Source organism: Pannonibacter sp. CBAS1226 (assembly GCF_055685825.1).
On sequence record NZ_JBVOUO010000002.1, the window covers coordinates 475,425 to 494,920 of the forward strand.

Genomic DNA, 19,496 nt, shown 5'->3' on the forward strand with positions numbered 1-19,496 from the left:
GGGTTACCTCGTGCGGAAGGCGGCAATGACGGGAATGCGCATGGCGCTCCAGGCGGGAAGAAGGCCGGTGAGCAGGGCAAGGCCTGCCAAGAGCAGCAAGGCTTCGCCAATGACGGCACCGGTGAGCGCCAGCCCCAGAACGGGCGGGCCGAACATGGCGGCAAGGCCGGTGAAGCCGAGGCCAATGGCGCCGCCAAGGGCAAAGATGAAGCCCGTCTCGCCAAGGATCAGCAGGGCGATGCGCGCGGGCGGAACTCCGAGGGCCTTCAGCACGCCGGTCTCAAAGCGCCTTTCCCGCACGGCAAAGACCATGGTGTTGGTGATGATCATCAACAGGGAGATGAAGGCAGCTGAGGTGACGAGGCCTGTGATCAGCTTCACATCGGCAAACTGCCGCAGGAAGGCTTCCAGAAACTGCTTTTCCGATTGGGTTCGGGTTGGCGCAGGCGAGTTGGCGAACTGTGCGTCAATCGCGGCGGCCAGCGCGCTGGCGCTGGTGTCCGGTTCGGGTCGGATGGCGAAGACATCGGCGGTGTCTGAGCCACTGGCGCGCAGGGCGTTGATGTAATCGTACCGGGCAATCGCAAAATAGGTGTCTGTGCTAGCAGAGGCGCCGTCGAAGATGCCCGCGATGCGGAAGCGCCAGATCCGGCTGCCATCCTTCTGCGCCATGGTGAAGGCGGTAACGGCAACGCTGTCACCCACGGCCCAGCCTTGCGCCTGCGCCAGAGCGCGGCCTGCCAGAAGGGTATCGCGGCTCTCGCTGAGGCTGGCGGTGAGGGCAGGCGTCAGCCCCAGCTCCTGTCCGTTGACGGCGGCAGCACGGGCAGGATCCACTGCCGCGACCGCGATGACATTGGTCTCCCGGTCGAGGAAGCCGCGCAGGCGTGCCACATGGGAGACGGCGGTTACGCCGGGCTCTGCTTCCAGACGGGGCAGGTACGAGAGCGGCAGCGGCTGAGCTGGGCCTGCGGCAGACATGACACCGAGCAGGTCGTCACTTGCCGCTGAACTGCCTTGTGAACCGGCCAGAAAGCTGGCGGTGAGGCCGTGGATCAGGAAGGCGATGGCCACGCTGAAGACGAGCAGGGCAAGGCGCAGCGGCTTGCGGGCGGCGTTCTTGCGGGCAAGGCGGAGCCAGGTCATCACGCGGCCCTCCGCTCTTCAAGGAAGCTGCCCTTGTCGAGATGCAGGGTGCGCCTTGCGCTGGCGGCGGCCAGAGGATCGTGGGTGACCATGAGGATGGTCTTGCCCAGTTCCGCATTCAGCACGCGCAGCATGGCGAGAATGTCATCGGCGGATTTGCGGTCGAGGTCGCCGGTGGGCTCATCGCAGAGGATCAGCTCCGGATCGGAGACGATGGCGCGGGCAATGCCGGTGCGCTGCTGCTGGCCGCCGGAAAGCTGGGAGGGCCGGTGGCGGGCGTGGCCGGACAGGCCCACGAGCTCCAGCACCGTCATCACCCGCTCGCGCCGCATGCGGGCAGAGAGCGGCTTCAGCAGCAAGGGCAGCTCCACATTCTCCGCCACCGTCAGCATGGGCAGCAGATTGTAGAACTGGAAGACGATGCCGAGATGATGCGCCCGCCAGCTGGTGCGGGCGGCCTCACCCATCTGGTCCAGCCGGGCCCGGCCAATGCGGATTTCACCCCGGTCCGGATGGTCTATGCCTGCCAGAAGGTTGAGCAAGGTGGACTTGCCGGAGCCCGAGGGGCCCATGATCGCGGCAAAATCCCCTCTCGGAAAGGTAAGGTTCAGGCCGGAGAACACCGGCAGCAGGCTGCCGCCTGCGGGGTAGGATTTTTCAAGGCCCTGAAGGCTTATGAAGGCGGCGTCTTCCTGTGGTGCGGGCTGGGTCATCGGGGCGTTGCTCCGGCTGTCTGTGTGGTGGAGGGAAGGCTGATGCGGATGCGCGCGGCCATGCCGGGGCGCAGTGGGACAGGTGGGGCGAGCGGAGTGAAACGCAGGCTGAAGGTGCCCTTGGCCGGGCTCGCCTCGGGCGCGGCCAGTGTCAGGCGCACTGGGAAGGGCGCGCCGGGGGCGGCATCAAGTTCTGCCTCAGCCTCAAGGCCGGGCGTGAGACCGGCGATGCTGCGCTCGGCCACATCCGCCTCTATGACGAGACTGTCCATGCGGGTGAGGGTGAGCAGGCTCTCTGCCTCACGGATGCTGTCGGAGCGGTCGAGGATCATGGCGCCGGGGCGGGCATTGAGCTGCGTGACCGTTCCGGCAAAAGGCGCGCGGATGGTGAGGGCCTCCACCCGTTCGGCAGCGATGGCGGCAGATATCCGGACTTCCTCAATGGCTGCACCGGCCAGATCAACGCTGCTGGCGGCTGTCCGGGCGGCGGTGGCGGCGTTTTCCAGCACGCTTTGGGACAGGCTGCCACGGGCGGCAAGTGCTTCGGCGCGGCGAAGATCGGCGTTCGCCTGGGAGAGGGTAATCTGGCGGGCAGCAAGGGTGAGCTCCGCCGTTCGCAGCCGTGCGTGTGCCTGATCCAGGGCAAGACGGGCGGCGGGGTCGGCGAGAACGGCCAGCACATCCCCGGCCCGGACTTCAGACCCGAGCGTGACGTTGACGCTTTCGATCCGCCCCTCGTAACGGGCAAAGACAGGGACGGAGTGCAGGGCAATGACATGGCCCGAGCCGGTAATCTCCCGCGACAGAGGAGCAGGAGGGAGCGGCGGCGGTGCGGCCGCCTGCTGCTGCGCAACCGCGGTTGCGGCAGGGATTGAGGCCGTGCCGGTGAGGGCGGCCGCTCCGATGGCAAGGGCGGCGCTGCCGAGGCCGGTGAGCAGAAGCCATGTGGGGGAAAGACGCGGCTTGCGCTGCGGCTGTTCCGTGCCGGGTGCGGGACCGGGGAGGGAGAGAGACCGCAGCGTCCCGGCGAGCTGGCGGTTCTGGTCTGTCAGGGTTGTCATGGACCCAGACTGGCGCCGTCAGGCCATAGGCTCGACCTTGAACACGATTAGGGAGGGTGCAGATCGTGATCGAGGACCTGCAAGGAGAGTTTCAGGCCGAGCCAGTCTTCTGCTGGCGCCACTCCACCGGGCTCAGGCCGGTCACGCGGCGGAATTCACGGTTGAAGTTGGATTTGGTCTGGAATCCGGCCTCGAACATGATGGCGGTCACAGGCTTGTCCGTGCTTTGGAGAAGCTGGCAGGCCTCTGCGATGCGGAACTCGTTGACATATTGCGAGACGTTTTTGCCGGTGGTGCGGTTGATCGCGCCGGAGATCTGCCGGGCGGGAATTCCGGCACGCCGGGCCAGCCGGTCCAGCGTGAGATTGGCGTCCCGGTAAAGCGTGCGGGTCTGCATCAGGGATTCGATGCTTGCCATCACCTCACGGTCGGCAGCGGCGCTGTCTGCGGCTGGTTCTGCCGCTTCCGGAGCCGGGGCTTCATCCGGCAGGCCCCTGTCTGCAGAGGAGGATTCAACCGGCGTGCGGCTGGCGGCGGAAGCTGCGATGGCGAGAACGATGAGCACGCCGATGTTGCCGCCGGTGATGACGCCAAGCGCATGCCGGCCATCAAGCCAGACGAAATCCAGGGCAAGGTAGATATCCACCAGCGCGGACAGGATCAGTCCGGCAGCGGCAAAGAGAATGGCCTTGTGGGCGCGGGACGCATCCTCGAAGGCGGCAAGCCGCAGGGCATCCGTGCCCTGGCGCATGAGCCGCAAGATGGCGGCCGCATAGCCGAGAAAAATGGCGACCAGCGTGACATCGATGGCCATGGGCAGGACGGCGAGCATCAGTGCCACAAGCACCGCCGGCGTGCTGTGCAGGGCAAGGCGCTGGAAAAGTGACAGCGTGCTCCGGCGCACCAGCCGGGCGACGCCGCAATAAGCCAGCGGCGGCACCAGCGCGGCGGTGACAGGCAGGACATGCATGATGGCGGTGATGCCATAGCCCCAGCGCAGGCCAATCAGGACCGATTGTACGGCCGCCAGAAGGATCAGGGCGAGGAACGGAATGTTGCGGCCTTCCCCTCCGGACCGGCGCAGCGATCCGGCGAAGAGCATCAGCAGCACCATGGCTGCGGCAAAGGGGAAGGGAATGAAGAGCATGGAGGGGATCACGCAGAGCCAGCAGAACCCGCACTATGCCCGCCCCGGCCGGTAAATTCGACCTGAAACACGTTTGAGGACGAAAGGTTTCAGGGGCAATCCGCACCGCCCCGGCGAGTGACCGGGGCGGTGCAGGCGTTTCTTCAGGCCTTGCCGGTCAGCATCAGGGCGAAGGCCTGGACGAGGGCAACTTCCTTGAGGCGGTCGAAGCGGCCGGAGGCGCCGCCGTGGCCGGCGTCCATGTTTGTCTTCAGCATCAGCAGGCTGTCACCGGTCTTGCGTTCGCGCAGGCGGGCAACCCACTTGGCCGGTTCCCAATAGGTGACACGCGGATCCGTCAGGCCGCCGACGGCGAGGATGGCCGGATAGTCCTTCGCCGCCACGTTGTCATAGGGCGAGTAGGAGGCGATCAGGTCATAGGCCTCGCGCGAGGCAATGGGGTTGCCCCACTCCGGCCACTCCGGCGGGGTGAGGGGCAGGGTGTCGTCGAGCATGGTGTTCAGGACATCGACGAAGGGCACCTCGGCGATGATGCCGCCGAACTTCTCCGGCGCCATGTTGGCGACCGCGCCCATCAGCATGCCGCCGGCAGAGCCGCCCTGCGCGACGATGCGGTCATGGGCAGTGAAGCCCTCCTTCACCAGATGCACCGCTGCGGCGATGAAGTCGGTGAAGGTGCTGGTCTTGAACTCGCGGCGGCCCTTCTTGTACCAGGCATAGCCTTTGTCCTTGCCGCCGCGGATATGGGCGATGGCGTAGACGAAGCCCCGGTCCACCAGCGACAGGCTGGTGGTGCTGAAGCTGGCCGGGATGGAGATGCCGTAGGAGCCATAGCCATAGAGCAGGCAGGGCGCGGAGCCGTCCAGCGGCGTGTCCTTGCGGTAGAGGATCGACACGGGCACCAGCTCCCCATCCGGGGCCGGGGCCATCAGGCGGCGGGTGATGTAGTCATCCGGATTGTGGCCGGAGGGCACTTCCTGCTCCTTGCGCAGGGTGCGCTGGCGCGTTTCCACGTCATAGTCATAGACCCGCGCGGGCGTGGTCATGGACGAGTAGGTGAAGCGGATGATGTTCGTGTCGAACTCGTAGCCATCGGCAAGACCCAGCGAATAGGCTTCCTCGGCAAAGGCAATCGGGTGTTCGAGGTGGTCCGCCAGCCGGTGGATGATGATGCGCGGCAAGCCCTCGGCCCGCTCCAGCCGCACCATGAAATCCTTGTAGAGCGTGTGCGACAGGATCAGCCGGCCAGCCTCATGGGGGATGAAGTCGCGCCAGTTCTCCCGGCCAGGCGTCTCCACCGGAGCGGTGACGATCTTGAAGTCCTCGGCATCATCCGCATTGGTGAGGATGTAGAAGGTGCCGCCGTTTTCCTCGACCGAGTATTCGATGCCTGTATCGCGCGCAGCGATGAGGCGCGGCGCAGCGAGCGGCTGATCCGCCGGAATGACGTGGACTTCCGAGGTTTCATGGTCGTGGATGTCGATCAGGATATGGCTGTCGGATTGGGTCTTGCCGACGCCCATGAAGAAACCGGCATCCTCTTCCTCGAAAACCAGCACATCAGCGGATGGATCAGTGCCGATCTCGTGGCGGAAGAGCCTGGACGGGCGGTGGTTCGCGTCAAGGCGCACGTAGAAGAGATAGCGTCCGCAGGCGGAGAAAACGCCGCCGCCAGCGGTATCCTCGATCCGGGTGGGCAGGTCCTTGCCGGTGGTGAGATCGCGGATGAGCAGCGTGAAGAACTCCGAGCCCTTGTCGTCAAAGGCCCAGGCCAGCCGGTCGTGGGCGGGGGAATGCATGGCACCGGCCATGCGGAAATAGGCCTTGCCTTCGGCTTCCTTGTCGCCATCGACGAGGATCTCCTGCGCGCCGCCGCCAAGAGGCGAGCGCACAAGGCGCGGGTGCTGGCCGCCGGTGACGTAGCTCACGCCATATTCGAACGGGCCGTCCGGCATCGGCACGGAACTGTCGTCTTCCTTGATCCGGCCTTTCATCTCGGCAAAGAGCTTGTCCTGAAGCTCTTTCGTGGGCGCCATGACCGTTTCCAGATAGGCGTTTTCCGCCTCCAGATAGGCGCGGATATCCGGCGCCAGCACGGACGGATCACGCATCACGTCCTGCCAGTTTTCGGCCCTCAGCCAGGCGTATTCGTCCTGGCGGGTGATGCCGTGAGCTTCGAGGGTGAGGGGGCGCGCTTCGGCGCGGGGGGGAAGTGTCTGTGTCATGGCGGGGAGGTAGGGTTTTTCCGGAAAGGAAGCAAGGGCGGGAACCGAATTCCAACCTTACCGCATGGCTGAACCGGCCGCAGCATCTTCACTGGTGCGTTCACAGTGATTTCAGCACGCGTGCCGCGTGAACCGGCTTGCAAGGCGCGGCGTATCTGGCAGCATCAGGATCTGGTTCAAAGGGGGACGGGGCTGATGGAGCGCATTACCAAGCTTGCCCGTATTTCCGTGACGCGGGCCTGGGGCTTTTGCGGTCTCGCCATCCTGATGGTGATGATGGGCACGGCCTCGCATCCACCCTATTGCTTCACCTTCGGAGCGCTGGGCTGCGGCATCACCGGGCTGGTGATGGCGTGGTATGGCCTGACCTATCATCACCGGCGGCGGGTCGAGGACACGGAAGTGTGGATGCTGCTGGCCCCCGAAGACCGCCCGGCCAAGGCGGTTGCACTGCCTCTCATAGCGACGGCGATGCGCGATGAGCTTCTGGAAAAGGCCTGGTACTCGGCGCGGCTCTGCGGGCTGTTTCTGGTGCTGGCCGGAGCGCTTCAAGGCGTGCGGCTGGTTCTGGGGCCGGCGGGGTGAAGTCGGCGGCCCCAGAGTGGAGTGAAGCGGGTATTTGAAAGAAGTCTCAGGCCTTGCCGGATTTTTCCAGCCGGGCGATGAGGCTGGAGGTGTCCCAGCGGTTGCCGCCCATGTCCTGCACTTCGCCGTAGAACTGATCCACCAGCGCGGTGACCGGCAGGCGGGCGCCGGTCTCACGTGCGGTGTCGAGCACGATGCCGAGATCCTTGCGCATCCAGTCCACGGCAAAGCCGAAGTCGAACTTGCCGTTCAGCATGGTCTCCCAGCGGTTTTCCATCTGCCAGGACTGGGCCGCACCGCCCCGGATGGCGGCGATGACGGCGGGAACATCAAGGTCTGCCTTCTTGGCGAAGTGGATGGCTTCGGCAAGGCCCTGCACCAGACCGGCGATGCAGATCTGGTTGACCATCTTGGTGAGCTGGCCGGCACCCGGCGCGCCCATCAGGCCCACGAACTTGGCAAAGCACTCGATTATGGGCTTGGCCGCGTTGAAGTCTGCCTCCTCACCACCGCACATGACGGTGAGAATACCCTTCTCCGCGCCCGCCTGACCGCCGGAAACGGGGGCATCGACAAAACCGCAGCCGGCGGCCCTGGCGGCGGCATGGAGTTCGCGCGCGACTTCTGCGGAGGCGGTGGTGTGGTCGATGAGGATGGCGCCCTTCTTCATGCCGTGGAAGGCGCCGTCCGGGCCGGTGGTGACGGCACGCAGGTCGTCGTCATTGCCGACGCAGGCAAGAACGAAGTCGCAGCCTTCGGCGGCCTGACGCGGGGTGGCGGCGGATTTGCCGCCGTGTTCAGCCACCCACTTGTCTGCCTTGGCTGCGGTGCGGTTATAGACGGTGACCTCGTGGCCGCCGCGAGAGGCAAGGTAACCGGCCATGGGATAGCCCATGACGCCAAGACCAATGAATGCAACTTTTGCCATGCCAGAACTCCCGGTAAGCGGACTGTTGCGTTTTGCTCGCACAGCCGCGCGCCGGGTGCAACGGATAATCGGCCCAATGACGCTACTTGCCGTGACGCAGATGGCGGGTCAGGCGCCGCTCCATCAGGTCCCAGGCGCGGCGGATGAGTTCTACCGCGATGAGATAGGCAACTGCCGCCCAGATATAGGCCTGAAAGTCGAAACTGCGCGAAAATGCCCGGTTTGCCTCGCCCATGATGTCGTAGATGGTGACGATGGAGGAAATTGCGGAACCCTTGAGCAGCAGGATGATCTCGTTGCCATAGGGACGCAGGGCCACGATCAGCGCTTGCGGCAGGATGACCTTGAAGAAGGTCACGCCACGGGAAAGCCCGAGCGAGAAGGCGCCCTCCCACTGGCCCTTCGGCATGGACTGGACGGCGCCGCGCAGGATCTCGGCCTGATAGGCGGCGGTGTTGAGCGCGAAGGTCAGGAGCACGCAGTTCCAAGCGTCACGGAAGAACCACCATAGGCCGACCGTGTCCAGGGCGCTGCGGAAGGAGCCAAGGCCGTAATAGATCAGGAAGACCTGCGCCAGCAGCGGGGTGCCGCGGAAGAAATAGACATAGGCATTGCCGAGTGACCGGACGGCTGAGTTCTTTGCGGAACAGGCCAGAGCCAGCGGCACGGAAAGCGCGGCGCCAATGAGGAAGGAGTAGATCGTCAGCTTCAGCGTCACCACCGCGCCGGTGACATATTTGGGCAGATACTGGCTGGCGAAGGTGCTGAAGAGGTTCTGGCCGAGGTAAAGGGCGAGACCAATGCCGCTGACGATCCAGAAGGCCATGAGCACATGGCCGGTGATGCGTGCGGCCGTCCAGGGGCGCCGGGCGGGCAGGGGCGGGCGGCTGATGGCGGGGGCGGCGGTCTGGCTCATCGGGCCATCTCCGCGCGCTTGGCCCAGCCTTCGGTGCGGCGCAGGACCAGGGAGGACAGGATCGCCAGCATCAGATAGATGAGGCAGGCAAGACTGTAGAAGAAGAAGGCTTCCTTGGTGTTGCGGGCGGCAATGCCGGTCTGGCGCATCACATCGACAAGACCGACAGCCGACACGAGGGATGTTTCCTTCAGAAGGATCAGCCAGAGATTGGTCAGGCCCGGCAGGGCAAGGCGGATCAGTTGCGGCATGACCACGAGGCGGAAGGTCTGGAAACGGCTGAGGCCAAGCGCCTTGCCGCCCTCATACTGGCCCTGCGGGATGCCGAGGAAGGCGGAGTGGAACACTTCGCTGGAATAGGCAGAGAACACCAGCGCCAGCGCGATCATGCCGGCGAGGAAGCTGTTCACCTCGATGGAGATGCCATAACCCATGCGCTCGGACAGGGTTTTGATGGCGATCTGGAAGCCGAAATAGACGAGGAACAGCGTCAGCAGCTCCGGCAGACCACGGAAAATCGTGGTGTAGATCGTGCTGGCAAGCTGCAGGGACGGCTCGGGCGATTTCTTGCCCAGGGCAATGATGAAGCCCAGCACCAGCCCGAAGGGCAGGGTGGACAATGCAAGGCTGACCGTGATGAACAGGCCGCCGAGAAGTTCATCACCCCATCCTGTGGGGCCGAATGCAAGAAGTTCCAGATATTTGTCCATCAGCTGCCCGGACCCTGCGCCTCAGAGGCACATGCCCCTGATCCTGGCTTTGCCGGACATGCCATGCTGTCAGGGGATGGACCGGCAGCGCCGGCCAATCCTGCCCGCGCTTTCCAGCCTGTACCTGCATCCGGCGTTCCGGCCACCTGTCTGAAGCGGTGCGGGCAGGGGATCGCCTGCCCGCCCGTGCCTCATCAATCGCCGTAAACGTCGAACTCGAAGTACTTGTCGTTGATTTCCTTGTACTTGCCGTTCGCGCGGATGGCGGCAATGGCAGCGTTCAGCTTTTCCTTTAGCTCCTGGTCTTCCTTGCGGATGGCAATGCCGGCGCCTTCGCCGTTGATCACCGGGTCCGGCTTCAGGGTGCCGAGGATCTTGCAGCAGGCGCCGTCTTCGCTCTTCACCCATTCCGAGAGCACGACAACGTCGTCAATCACGCCGTCGATGCGGCCGTTGACGAGGTCGAGCTTGTACTCGTCGGACGTCGGATAGAGCTTCAGATCGGTCGAAGGAAGCTTCTCTTCCGCATAGTTGGAGTGGGTGGTGGAGCTCTGCGCACCGATGGCCTTGCCAGCGAGGGCCGCATCGGTGGCTTCCGTCAGCGGGCTGTCCTTCGGCACGGCAATCGCCGGGGGGGTGTTGTAATACTTGTTGGTGAAGTCGACCTGCTGCTTGCGCTCTTCGGTGATCGACATGGAGGCAATGATGGTGTCGAACTTGCCCGCCTGCAGCGCCGGGATGATGCCGTTCCAGTCAGAGGTGATGAATTCACACTCGACCTTCATTTCCTCGCAAAGCGCCTTGGCAATGTCGATGTCGAAGCCCGTCAGCTGACCATCGGAGCCCAGCACGTTGAACGGAGGATAGGCGCCCTCCGTGCCCATGCGGATCTTGCTCCAGTCCTTCGCCTCGGCTGCACCGAATGCGGCGACGGACAGGATTGCAGCTGCGGCAATCGTCTTGATACCCATGTAACTTACCCCTCGCGCCTTTTGTCGCGGCAGCAGGCCGCTGGCGGCTGCTGTGCCTCAGGTTGCTTGTTCTTTCATTCATCCAGGCACCGGTCCGCAGCACTTCAGCAAGCGGCAGACCCGGCGCCCATTGTATGAACATATCCCGGCAGAAACCGCTCGCCCAGATGAAAAAACATGCTGGCACAGAAGATGTGCACTGACATTTTTGCCGGTATTCACCCTATGACGCAGCGTCCGGCTGAGGCTGCAGGGCGCGACATCATGCCAGAAAGCTGCTGAAGGGAAGAAAACACACCGCATCGCCCCTGTGGATGGCCGCCGTTTCTTCCGGAATTTCGATGAGGCCATCCGCCTCTCTGAGGCTCGAAATCAGCCCGGAGCCGGAGCGGGGATAAAGCTCTGCATGCACGGAGCCATCGGGATGTGTGACAAGCCGCCCGCGGCTGAACTCCCGCCGCCCGGTCTTGCGCCGGGGCAGGTCGAAGGCGGCCTGCACCTGAAAACCCTGGACTGGGGCGGCCGCCATTCCGGCACGGCGCAGCAGCAGGGGGCGGGCATAGAGCAGGAAGGAGACCATCGCCGCCACGGGGTTGCCGGGCAGGCCGATGATCAGGCAGTCTCCGGCCCGGCCCGTGATCAGCCTGCGGCCCGGCTTGATGGCAAGGTCGAAGACCTGTGCTTCACCGATGCGCTCCAGCACGGCCAGAAGGTGATCTTCCTCTCCGTGGCTGGCCCCGCCGCTGGTAAGGATGACGTCGCAGCGGCCCGATGCCTCAGACAGGGCAAGCTGCAGGGCATCGCGCCGGTCCGGGCAGATGCCGAGATCGGTGATGTCTGCCGGGCAGCTTTCGAGCAGCGATGTCAGCAGGAAATGATTGGCATCATAGAGCCCGCCCGCGCCAAGGGCAGTGCCGGGACGGACGAGTTCATCGCCGGTCGAGATCACACCGGCACGGATGCGGTTGAACACCGGGACCTGGGCGGTGCCTGTCGAGGCGATGGCGGCAAGGTCCTGGGCCCGCAGCCGGTGGCCTTGCACAAGGATCTGCGTGCCTGCCGCGAGGTCTTCCCCCGCCAGCCGCCGGTTGGCGCCCTTGGGCAGACCTGCGGGGATGACAACAACACTCTGGCCGCCGCTGGTCTCAAGGCGGCAGTCTTCCTGCATGGCCACCGTGTCGGCACCTTCCGGCATCACGCCGCCGGTGAAGATACGGGCGGCGGCCCATGGGGCCTGCGCCTGCACGGCCGGGTGGCCTGCAGGAATGCGCGTTTCCAGCCGGAAGAAGCCGCCGCAGGGGTCGAAGTCCTGATGGCGGAAGGCGTAGCCATCCACGGCGGAGGTGTCGTGCTGCGGCACGTTGCGCGGGGCTGTGACGGGCGCTGCCAGAATGCGGCCGCGCCCTTCGCCGAGGCTGATGGTTTCATGGCCGGGCGCAGGCAGAGGCAGGCGTGCGAGCAGGTCCAGCGCCTCGTCATGGAGCAGGCGCGTGTCATCCGCGCCGAAACAATCCTCACCCCGCATCCGCTTTTCCCGCTGTCCTTCTGCCGCCCGTGCGCGGCCGTCCCGAACATTCCCTGCTTTGCGCCTGCGTGCAAGCCGCATCAGGATCATGCGTCAAGAGGTCAGGTGTAGCTGAGGCCCGCTCCCTCCCGCGCGGCAAGGATCCGTTGGGCTTCGGCGAGATCTTCCGGCGTGTTGATGTTGAAGAAGGGGTCTGTGCCATCCTCATCGAGCGGAAAATCCACCTCGATAGCACCGCATTCGCTCAGGAACTGGCCCACGCGGGCGTTGCCGGCTGCCACCCAGTCCTGCAAGCGCGGCAGCAGCGAAACGGGCCAGCAGGCGAACAGCGGATGCCTGCGGCCATCAGACACCGCTATGCCCGGGGTGCCGGGGCCGCTGGCTGCGGTCAGCCGCTCAACCAGTGTTTCAGGGAAGAAGGGGCCATCACAAGGAACACTCACCAGATGATTGCACTCCGGATAGTTTTCCCTTGCGTAAAGCATTGCCGTAATAATACCGACCAATGGCCCGCCGCGCCCCGGCTGAAAATCACGGGCGACCGGTAGCTTCAGAGTTTCAGGCAAATAGCCGGGATCGTTATTGATAATTATAACAGTCTCGACTTGTTTCTGAAGCCTTGCCGCCACATGCGAGATCAGTGGAAGTTCCGTAAGTGGAATTGATGGCTTGTGACCACCTTTCATCCGGGATCCGGCGCCTCCTGCAATAATAAAGCCGATGATCATCGTGGCCTCTAACTTTCCCGTGTTTGAGCTGGCCGTTTTGCAGCGCATTGTTGAACAGGCTTGTTAACTTCACCTAGAGATTTCACGACGTATTGTTGCGCAATCCAGAACAGGAGCTGTCATGTTTATCTCGACCGTTCGTGCGAAGCTTTTTGGCGGATTTGGCGCATCTGTTGCCGCCCTGCTTGTCGTATCGTACATCGGCTACAGTGGTTTGCAGACTGCTGCCACCTATTTCAGCCAATTCCGCGAAACGGCGAGGCAGAGCCTGACTGGTTATGAGGCGCAGGCCGCGCTGATGGAAGCCAGGCTCGCCATCTTGCGGTATCAGCTGGAGGAAACCGCGGACAGCGCGGCCCAGGTGAACGACCTGATCGGAAAGATCAGTTCGGGCGCATCGCAGATCGAGGAGGTTTTCGCCGGATCTCCCCTGCTGGCCGAACTTCGGGAACTGATCCAGCAGGTTGACGCCTATCAGGCCGCCTTTGATGAGTTGCGTGCGGTGAATGAGGAAGTCGCTCTCAGCCTGACCCAGGTGAAAGAAGGGGGCGACGCTTTCCGTCAGAATATGGCCGGTGTGATGCACAAGGCCATTGAGGAGCAGAATTACCTCGTTCTTGAAACCGTGGCCCCGGCGATGCAGGAATTTCTGCTGGCGCGGATCTATGTCGAGCGTTACGCCAGCAGCGGAAACGCGGACGACCTCTCTGAGGCCATGGACTATTACGATGAAGCGACTACGCTGCTTCAGCGGCTGCAGTTTGCCCAGAAGTCGCCAGAGCTGAACCGGCTTGTGGCGCCGCTGCCCGCGCAGACGGAAGATGTGATCAGCGAAGCGTCCTATCTGGAAATCGCCATTTCCAAGGCCGCGGACATTCGCGAGAACAAGCTCGAGATGCTGGGGCCGCTGATCATGTCCGGATATCAGGCGGCCGTCGACAAACTGATCGATGCGCAGAACGAAATGGGGCCGGTGGCCGAGGCCGGCATTGAAAACACGAGTTCGACGACGCTGACGCTGGCAAGCCTCTTCACGCTGGTGATGGCGGCCATTGCCCTGTTCCTGGGCACATCCATTTCCCGTGCCATCAACGCCATCACGGACTGCATGCGGGCCATTGCGGCAGGCGATCTGTCCATGAAGGTGTTCGGGGCGGGGCGTTCCGACGAAATCGGCGAGATGGCTGCGGCTGTTCAGGTTTTCCAGGCCAATGGCATTGAGAAAGAGCGGCTGGAGCGTGAGCAGGCCGCTGTCAAGGAGCAGCAGGAGGCCGAGCGCCGCAAGCTGATGAACGACCTGGCCGACAGCTTCGAACAGGCGGTGGGCGGCATTGTCGAGACCGTGTCTTCCGCATCGCGGGAAATGCAGGCTGCGGCGAACACGCTGAGTGCCTCGGCAGAACAGACGTCGCATCAGTCGACGGCGGTTTCCGCCGCATCGGAAGAGGCGGCGGTCAATGTGCAGACGGTTGCAGCGGCCACCGAGCAGCTGGCAGCCTCTGTGCGCGAGATCGGCCGCCAGGCAGAGGAATCCTCGACCATGTCGCACCGGGCCGTCGGGGACACCCAGACCGCCAGCGAGCGCATCGCCTTCCTGTCTTCGGCCTCGCAGAAGATCGGCGACGTGCTGAGCATGATTTCGGACATCGCAGGCCAGACGAACCTGCTGGCGCTGAACGCCACCATCGAGGCGGCGCGCGCTGGTGAGGCCGGCAAGGGCTTTGCGGTCGTGGCAACGGAAGTGAAGGCTCTTGCCGAGCAGACGTCCCGCGCCACGCAGGAAATCTCCGGCCAGATTGCCGAGATCCAGGCGGCGACCAACGCGTCCGTTGACGCGATCCAGAATGTCGGGGACACGATCGCGCGGCTGAACGGCATTGCCGCAACCATCGCCGCTGCGGTGGAAGAGCAGAATGCGGCCGCGCTTGAGATTGCCCGCAACGTGCAGCAGGCCTCTGCGGGCACGGTGGAAGTCTCCTCCAACATCACCGGCGTCAGCCGGGCTGCCGAAGAGACGGGGGCAGCCGCTTCAGAGGTTCTGGGCTCCGCAGGCGGACTTGCCAGGGACGCGGAAACCCTCAAGGTCGAGGTCGCCCGCTTCATCGCACAGGTGCGCGCCGCGTAATGCCAAGGCTTTCGATGCTGACGCATCATGGCCTGAAGGACCCGGGTGCCGCAGGGGCTTGAGCCCTGCGTGAAACGTGACATCTATCAGACGCTGATATCAGACACAGCAAAGGCCGGGCAGCAATGTCCGGCCTTTTGCCGTTGGCTGCGTGCCAACGCCGGGGCAGTGGGCAGGCGATGCCTGGCGCGGCAGGCTTCCGAGGCGGCTGGCTGTTTAACACACCGGCCGTTCCAGGCGTTGTGTCATCTGCAACGTGCGGAGCGGAAGGGAGTTTTTACACTAGTTAAAATTAACGATAACTCTACGTAAGGTTTCGGCGGGCTCGTCACGTGAATACGGTTCACGGTAACCTAGGATAACTTTCCTTCGTCAAAAGAAAAACTTCAATAAATCCGACGGGGCCGATTTAATTCCTGTGCTGTCTAGGGTGCGAGGCCGAAAAGATCAAGTTTTCCGTTAGATTTTTATCGATGCATGCCGGAGGAGTTGATCCGGTTCGAGTTGGGACAACCTTTCCGAGATGAATATGTGCGATTTGCATTCCGTAGAGTTTGTTCTATGTATTTTTTAAATATGGCTATTATTATTGCTCGTATATTGGAGTAAAATTCGCTTAATTTTTGCATTTTTTGTCTTAATTCTGCTGCTGAAAGTATGATTGTCATGTATTTTTATATTTAAATCGTGGTGTTAACCATGTTTATATTGTTTTGGCGCAATCTGTAGAGGCCTGTTAACCGGGGGTTCTAATGCTAAATCTCACTGTGCGCTCCAAACTCTTCGGCGGCTTCGGTCTATCTGTCGCTGCACTCCTTGCGGTCTCCTGGCTCGGCTATAGTGGCCTGCAGACCGCCTCCAATTATTTCGATGACTACCGGGCAGCGGCCCGGCAGTCGCTTGTGATTTCTGAATCGGCCACGATCCTGACGGAGGCCCGCCTTGCGGTGGTCCGTTATGCTCTTGCTCCCAATGACACGGACGGGCAGCGAGCTGAAAAGCTGCTGTCGGATCTCAAGGCCAGCAAGGCCAAGGTCAGCCAGTTCTTTGCAGGCTCCCCGCAGCTTGCCGAGCTTCAGGCGCTTGAGAGCGATGTCGTTGCATATGAGCGGGCCTTTCTCGATTTCCGCACGTCCAATACCGCTGCTACGAATGCTCTTGAAGGATTGCGGAAAGAGGATGGGGAACTCCGGGCGCTTCTGACGGAAACCATCGAGAAGGCCATTGCCGAAGACAACAGTGTCGTGCTGGCTAACTCTGCGCGGGTCTTGCAGGAGTTCCTGCTCGCCCGGGTGTATATGGAGCGGTATGGGCTTGCCGCAAATCCGGCGGATCTGGCTCAGGCCCAGACCCGCTATGCGAATGTAGAGCCTCTCCTGAAGACGGTTACCTCGGCACAGCAGAGCTCTGGCTTGTCTCAGCTGACGGGCAGGCTTGTCGCGGAGTTCGAGCAGGTCAGGCAGCAGGCCAGGGACGTCGAGACCAATGTTGCGGCCCAGCAGGAGGCCCTGACAGCGCGGATCTTCAAGATCGGTCCGGCCATATCAACGGCCTATCAAACCGTCAGCAATGAAGTGATTGCAGTACAGAACGAAGTCGGCCCCAAGGCATCCGCCGGGATCGACAGCACCTTGTCCACGACGCTGACGCTGGCAAGCATCTTCACGCTGGTGATGACGGCGATTGCTGTCTTCCTCGGCATGTCCATCTCCCGGGCCATCTCTGCGATCACGGATTGCATGCGGGCCGTTGCGGCTGGCAACCTGACGATGAAGGTCTTCGGATCGGGCCGCTCTGACGAGATTGGCGAGATGGCGGCGGCTGTCGAGGTGTTCCAGGCCAATGGCATCGAGAAGGAACGGCTTGAAAGCGAGCAGGCGGCGGTCAAGGGCCAGCAGGAGGCCGAGCGCCGCCGCATCATGAACGAGCTGGCTGACAGCTTCGAGCGTGCCGTGGGCGGGATCGTCGAGACCGTGTCGGCCGCCGCGCAGGAAATGCAGGCTGCAGCCAACACGCTGAGCGCTTCGGCAGAAGAAACGGCCCAGCAGTCCACCGCCGTGTCGGCGGCTTCCGAAGAAGCTGCTGCCAATGTGCAGACCGTGGCCTCGGCAACTGAGCAACTGGCGGCGTCAGTCAATGAAATCGGGCGCCGGGCTGAGGAGTCGTCCAGCATGTCCCAGCAGGCGGTTGGTGATACCCAGACCGCCAGCGAGCGGATTGCCTTCCTGTCTTCGGCTTCGCAGAAGATCGGCGACGTGCTGAACATGATCTCGGAGATTGCCGGCCAGACCAACCTGCTGGCGCTGAACGCCACCATAGAGGCGGCCCGTGCCGGTGAAGCCGGCCGTGGCTTTGCGGTGGTTGCTTCGGAAGTGAAGGCGCTGGCGGAACAGACCTCCCGCGCCACGCAGGAAATCTCCGGTCAGATCGCCGAGATTCAGTCTGCCACCAGCGCTTCGGTGGATGCAATCCAGAACGTCGGCGACACCATCGCCAAGCTGAACAGCATCGCCGCGACGATTGCCGCCGCGGTGGAAGAGCAGAACGCAGCCACTTCGGAAATTGCCCGCAATGTGCAACAGGCCTCTGCGGGCACGGTGGAAGTCTCCTCCAACATCACCGGTGTCAGCCGTGCGGCGGAAGAGACGGGCGCAGCCGCCTCGCAGGTCCTGGGCTCGGCCGGTGGCCTTGCGAAGGATGCAGATACGCTGAAGATGGAAGTTACGCGCTTCATCGCACAGGTGCGGGCAGCGTAAGCTTCAGGCAATCACGTTAAACAGCGAAGGCCGGGCAGCAATGTCCGGCCTTTGTGTTTTCTCAGCCTTCGGCTTCCTCGCGCAGCATTTCCAGTTCCAGCCATTGCTCTTCGGCTGCATCCCTTTCACCGGTGAGGCGGGTGATTTCGGCGGAGAGCTTGGCGAAGCGGTCCGGACTTTTTGCGTAGAGGTTCGGGTCGGCCATCTCGGCCTGCAGCTTCTCCAGCTTCTTCGTCAGGCTGTCGACGGTCTCCGGCAGGGTCTTGAGAAGATGCAACTGGGTGAAGGAGAGCTTCACCTTCGACGAGGACTTGGCTTCGGTGGCGGCCGGGGCAGGGGCCTTTTCGGCCTTGGCTGCTTTCTCGGCCTTGCGGGCGGTCACGCCATCGCCGCGCTGTGCCACCATGTCGGAATAGCCGCCGGCATATTCCTGCCACTTGCCATTGCCTTCCGAGACGATGACGGAGGTGGCGACGCGGTCGAGGAAGTCACGGTCGTGCGAGACGAGGAGCACTGTGCCCTCGTAGTCGCTGAGCAGTTCCTGCAGGAGGTCCAGCGTCTCAAGGTCGAGATCGTTGGTCGGCTCGTCGAGCACCATCAGGTTGGACGGGCTGGCGAGGGCGCGGGCGAGCATGGCACGGGCGCGCTCGCCGCCGGACAGAACGCCGACAGGGGTGCGGGCCTGTTCGGGAGCGAAGAGGAAGTCCTTCATGTAGGACATGACGTGCTTCGTCTCGCTGCCCAGAACCACCGTGTCGCCGCGCCCGCCGGTGAGGACGGTGGCCAGCGTGTCGAGCGGATTGAGATTCTCGCGCTTCTGGTCGAGGGTCACCATCTGCAGGTTGGTGCCAAGGCGCACGGTGCCGCTGTCCGGCTCCAGTTCGCCGGTGAGCATCTTGAGCAGGGTGGTCTTGCCCGCGCCATTGGCGCCGATGAGGCCGATGCGGTCGCCGCGCTGGATGCGGCTGGAGAAATTCGAGACGATGGTCCGCTCGCCATAGCCCTTGGAAATGGACTTGGCCTCGATCACCAGCTTGCCCGAAGTTTCCCCTTCGGTGGCGGCCAGCTTCGCGGTGCCCTGCGGGCCACGGTGGCTGCGGGCCTTGTCGCGCAGGTCCGCCAGTTCACGCACGCGGCGCATGTTGCGCTTGCGCCGGGCCGTGACGCCGTAGCGCATCCAGTGCTCTTCCCGCTTGATCTGCTGGGCCAGCTTCTGCTGGTCGCGTTCTTCCTGCTCGAAAAGCTCGTCGCGCCAGGCCTCGAAATGCTCAAACCCCCGCTCCATCCGCCGCGATGTGCCCCGGTCGATCCAGACGGTGGCACGGGAGAGGTTTTCGAGGAAGCGCCGGTCGTGCGAGATGAGCACGATGGCGGACCTGAGGCTCTTCAGCTCGGTTTCGAGCCACTCGATGGCCGGAAGGTCAAGATGGTTGGTCGGCTCGTCGAGAAGAAGAATGTCCGGTTCCGGCGCCAAGGTGCGGGCGAGCGCCGCGCGGCGGGCTTCGCCGCCTGACAGGCTCTTCGGATCTTCCTTGCCGGTGAGGCCAAGGACTTCCAGCAGATAGGGCGCACGGTAGGGATCATCGCCGGGGGCAAGGCCTGCGGTCACATAGTCGAGCACGGTTTCGTAAGCCGACAGATCCGGCTCCTGCGGCAGATAGCGGATGGTGCGGCCGGGCTGCACGAAAATCTCGCCCTTGTCGGCCTCAATCATGCCGGCGGCAATCTTCAGCAGGGTGGATTTGCCCGAACCGTTGCGCCCGACAAGGCACAGCCGGTCACCTTCCGAAACGCTGAGCTCGGCTCCGGTCAGAAGCGGCGTGGCGCCGAAAGTGAGATGAATGTCACGCAGGATGAGAAGCGGAGGGGCCATGTGGTCCTGTCAAAGGTCGAGTGTCAGAGGCGCTGCCATGGAGGGGCGGCGCGAAGTCTGGCGCAGAGGAACGCCATCTTGGGCCGC

Annotated in this window: 15 protein-coding genes; 3 read left to right on the plus strand and 12 right to left on the minus strand. The window is 63.3% G+C overall.

Annotated elements, in window-relative coordinates:
- Positions 1-3 precede the first annotated feature (3 nt).
- The 5 genes from AC0CMF_RS09195 to AC0CMF_RS09215 form a co-directional block, all read right to left on the minus strand.
- Complete coding sequence (locus AC0CMF_RS09195; RefSeq protein ID WP_374628762.1) at positions 4-1,146, minus strand: ABC transporter permease; 1,143 nt, start codon at positions 1,144-1,146, stop codon at positions 4-6.
- Positions 1,146-1,859 carry an ABC transporter ATP-binding protein gene (locus AC0CMF_RS09200; RefSeq protein WP_374628623.1) on the minus strand — a complete coding sequence of 238 codons (714 nt, stop codon included), beginning with the start codon at positions 1,857-1,859 and terminating at the stop codon, positions 1,146-1,148. Before AC0CMF_RS09200 ends, AC0CMF_RS09195 begins: the two co-directional genes overlap by 1 nt.
- On the minus strand, positions 1,856-2,920 hold the full coding sequence (locus tag AC0CMF_RS09205) for an efflux RND transporter periplasmic adaptor subunit (RefSeq protein ID WP_374628624.1): 1,065 nt from the start codon (positions 2,918-2,920) through the stop codon (positions 1,856-1,858). The genes AC0CMF_RS09200 and AC0CMF_RS09205 overlap by 4 nt, the downstream gene beginning before the upstream one ends.
- Positions 2,921-3,011: 91 nt before the next feature.
- The gene (locus tag AC0CMF_RS09210; protein ID WP_374628625.1) at positions 3,012-4,067 is read right to left on the minus strand and encodes a helix-turn-helix domain-containing protein; all 1,056 of its coding nucleotides are present in this window, start codon (positions 4,065-4,067) and stop codon (positions 3,012-3,014) included.
- A gap of 143 nt (positions 4,068-4,210) precedes the next feature.
- Entirely contained in the window at positions 4,211-6,292 is a 2,082-nt protein-coding gene (locus AC0CMF_RS09215) for a S9 family peptidase (protein ID WP_374628626.1), read from the minus strand.
- A gap of 195 nt (positions 6,293-6,487) precedes the next feature.
- Between AC0CMF_RS09215 and AC0CMF_RS09220 the strand changes: the two genes are divergently transcribed.
- A complete protein-coding gene (locus tag AC0CMF_RS09220) occupies positions 6,488-6,877 on the plus strand; it encodes a hypothetical protein (RefSeq protein ID WP_050471076.1) in 390 nt (129 codons plus the stop codon).
- Between the two features lie 46 nt (positions 6,878-6,923).
- Here AC0CMF_RS09220 and AC0CMF_RS09225 read toward each other — a convergent pair whose 3' ends face one another.
- The 6 genes from AC0CMF_RS09225 to mobA form a co-directional block, all read right to left on the minus strand.
- On the minus strand, positions 6,924-7,805 hold the full coding sequence (locus tag AC0CMF_RS09225; RefSeq protein ID WP_374628627.1) for an NAD(P)-dependent oxidoreductase: 882 nt from the start codon (positions 7,803-7,805) through the stop codon (positions 6,924-6,926).
- An 82-nt stretch (positions 7,806-7,887) separates the two neighbouring features.
- Positions 7,888-8,721 carry an ABC transporter permease gene (locus AC0CMF_RS09230; RefSeq protein ID WP_050471078.1) on the minus strand — a complete coding sequence of 278 codons (834 nt, stop codon included), beginning with the start codon at positions 8,719-8,721 and terminating at the stop codon, positions 7,888-7,890.
- Positions 8,718-9,431: an ABC transporter permease gene (locus tag AC0CMF_RS09235; protein ID WP_050471079.1), complete on the minus strand. Its 714-nt coding sequence runs from the start codon at positions 9,429-9,431 to the stop codon at positions 8,718-8,720. Before AC0CMF_RS09235 ends, AC0CMF_RS09230 begins: the two co-directional genes overlap by 4 nt.
- Before the next feature lie 194 nt (positions 9,432-9,625).
- A complete protein-coding gene (locus tag AC0CMF_RS09240; RefSeq protein ID WP_050471080.1) occupies positions 9,626-10,402 on the minus strand; it encodes an ABC transporter substrate-binding protein in 777 nt (258 codons plus the stop codon).
- A 262-nt stretch (positions 10,403-10,664) separates the two neighbouring features.
- The gene (locus tag AC0CMF_RS09245) at positions 10,665-11,927 is read right to left on the minus strand and encodes a molybdopterin molybdotransferase MoeA (RefSeq protein WP_374628628.1); all 1,263 of its coding nucleotides are present in this window, start codon (positions 11,925-11,927) and stop codon (positions 10,665-10,667) included.
- Positions 11,928-12,028: 101 nt separating this feature from the next.
- Positions 12,029-12,655: a molybdenum cofactor guanylyltransferase MobA gene (gene mobA / locus AC0CMF_RS09250; protein ID WP_162936328.1), complete on the minus strand. Its 627-nt coding sequence runs from the start codon at positions 12,653-12,655 to the stop codon at positions 12,029-12,031.
- 121 nt (positions 12,656-12,776) lie between these two features.
- On the opposite strand from mobA, the gene AC0CMF_RS09255 reads away from it, so the two are divergent.
- Both AC0CMF_RS09255 and AC0CMF_RS09260 read left to right on the plus strand, forming a co-directional pair.
- Entirely contained in the window at positions 12,777-14,780 is a 2,004-nt protein-coding gene (locus tag AC0CMF_RS09255) for a HAMP domain-containing methyl-accepting chemotaxis protein (protein WP_472481518.1), read from the plus strand.
- Positions 14,781-15,532: 752 nt separating this feature from the next.
- The gene (locus AC0CMF_RS09260; protein ID WP_050471083.1) at positions 15,533-17,536 is read left to right on the plus strand and encodes a methyl-accepting chemotaxis protein; all 2,004 of its coding nucleotides are present in this window, start codon (positions 15,533-15,535) and stop codon (positions 17,534-17,536) included.
- A 61-nt stretch (positions 17,537-17,597) separates the two neighbouring features.
- Here AC0CMF_RS09260 and AC0CMF_RS09265 read toward each other — a convergent pair whose 3' ends face one another.
- On the minus strand, positions 17,598-19,409 hold the full coding sequence (locus AC0CMF_RS09265; RefSeq protein WP_058900384.1) for an ABC-F family ATP-binding cassette domain-containing protein: 1,812 nt from the start codon (positions 19,407-19,409) through the stop codon (positions 17,598-17,600).
- Between the last annotated feature and the right edge of the window lie 87 nt (positions 19,410-19,496).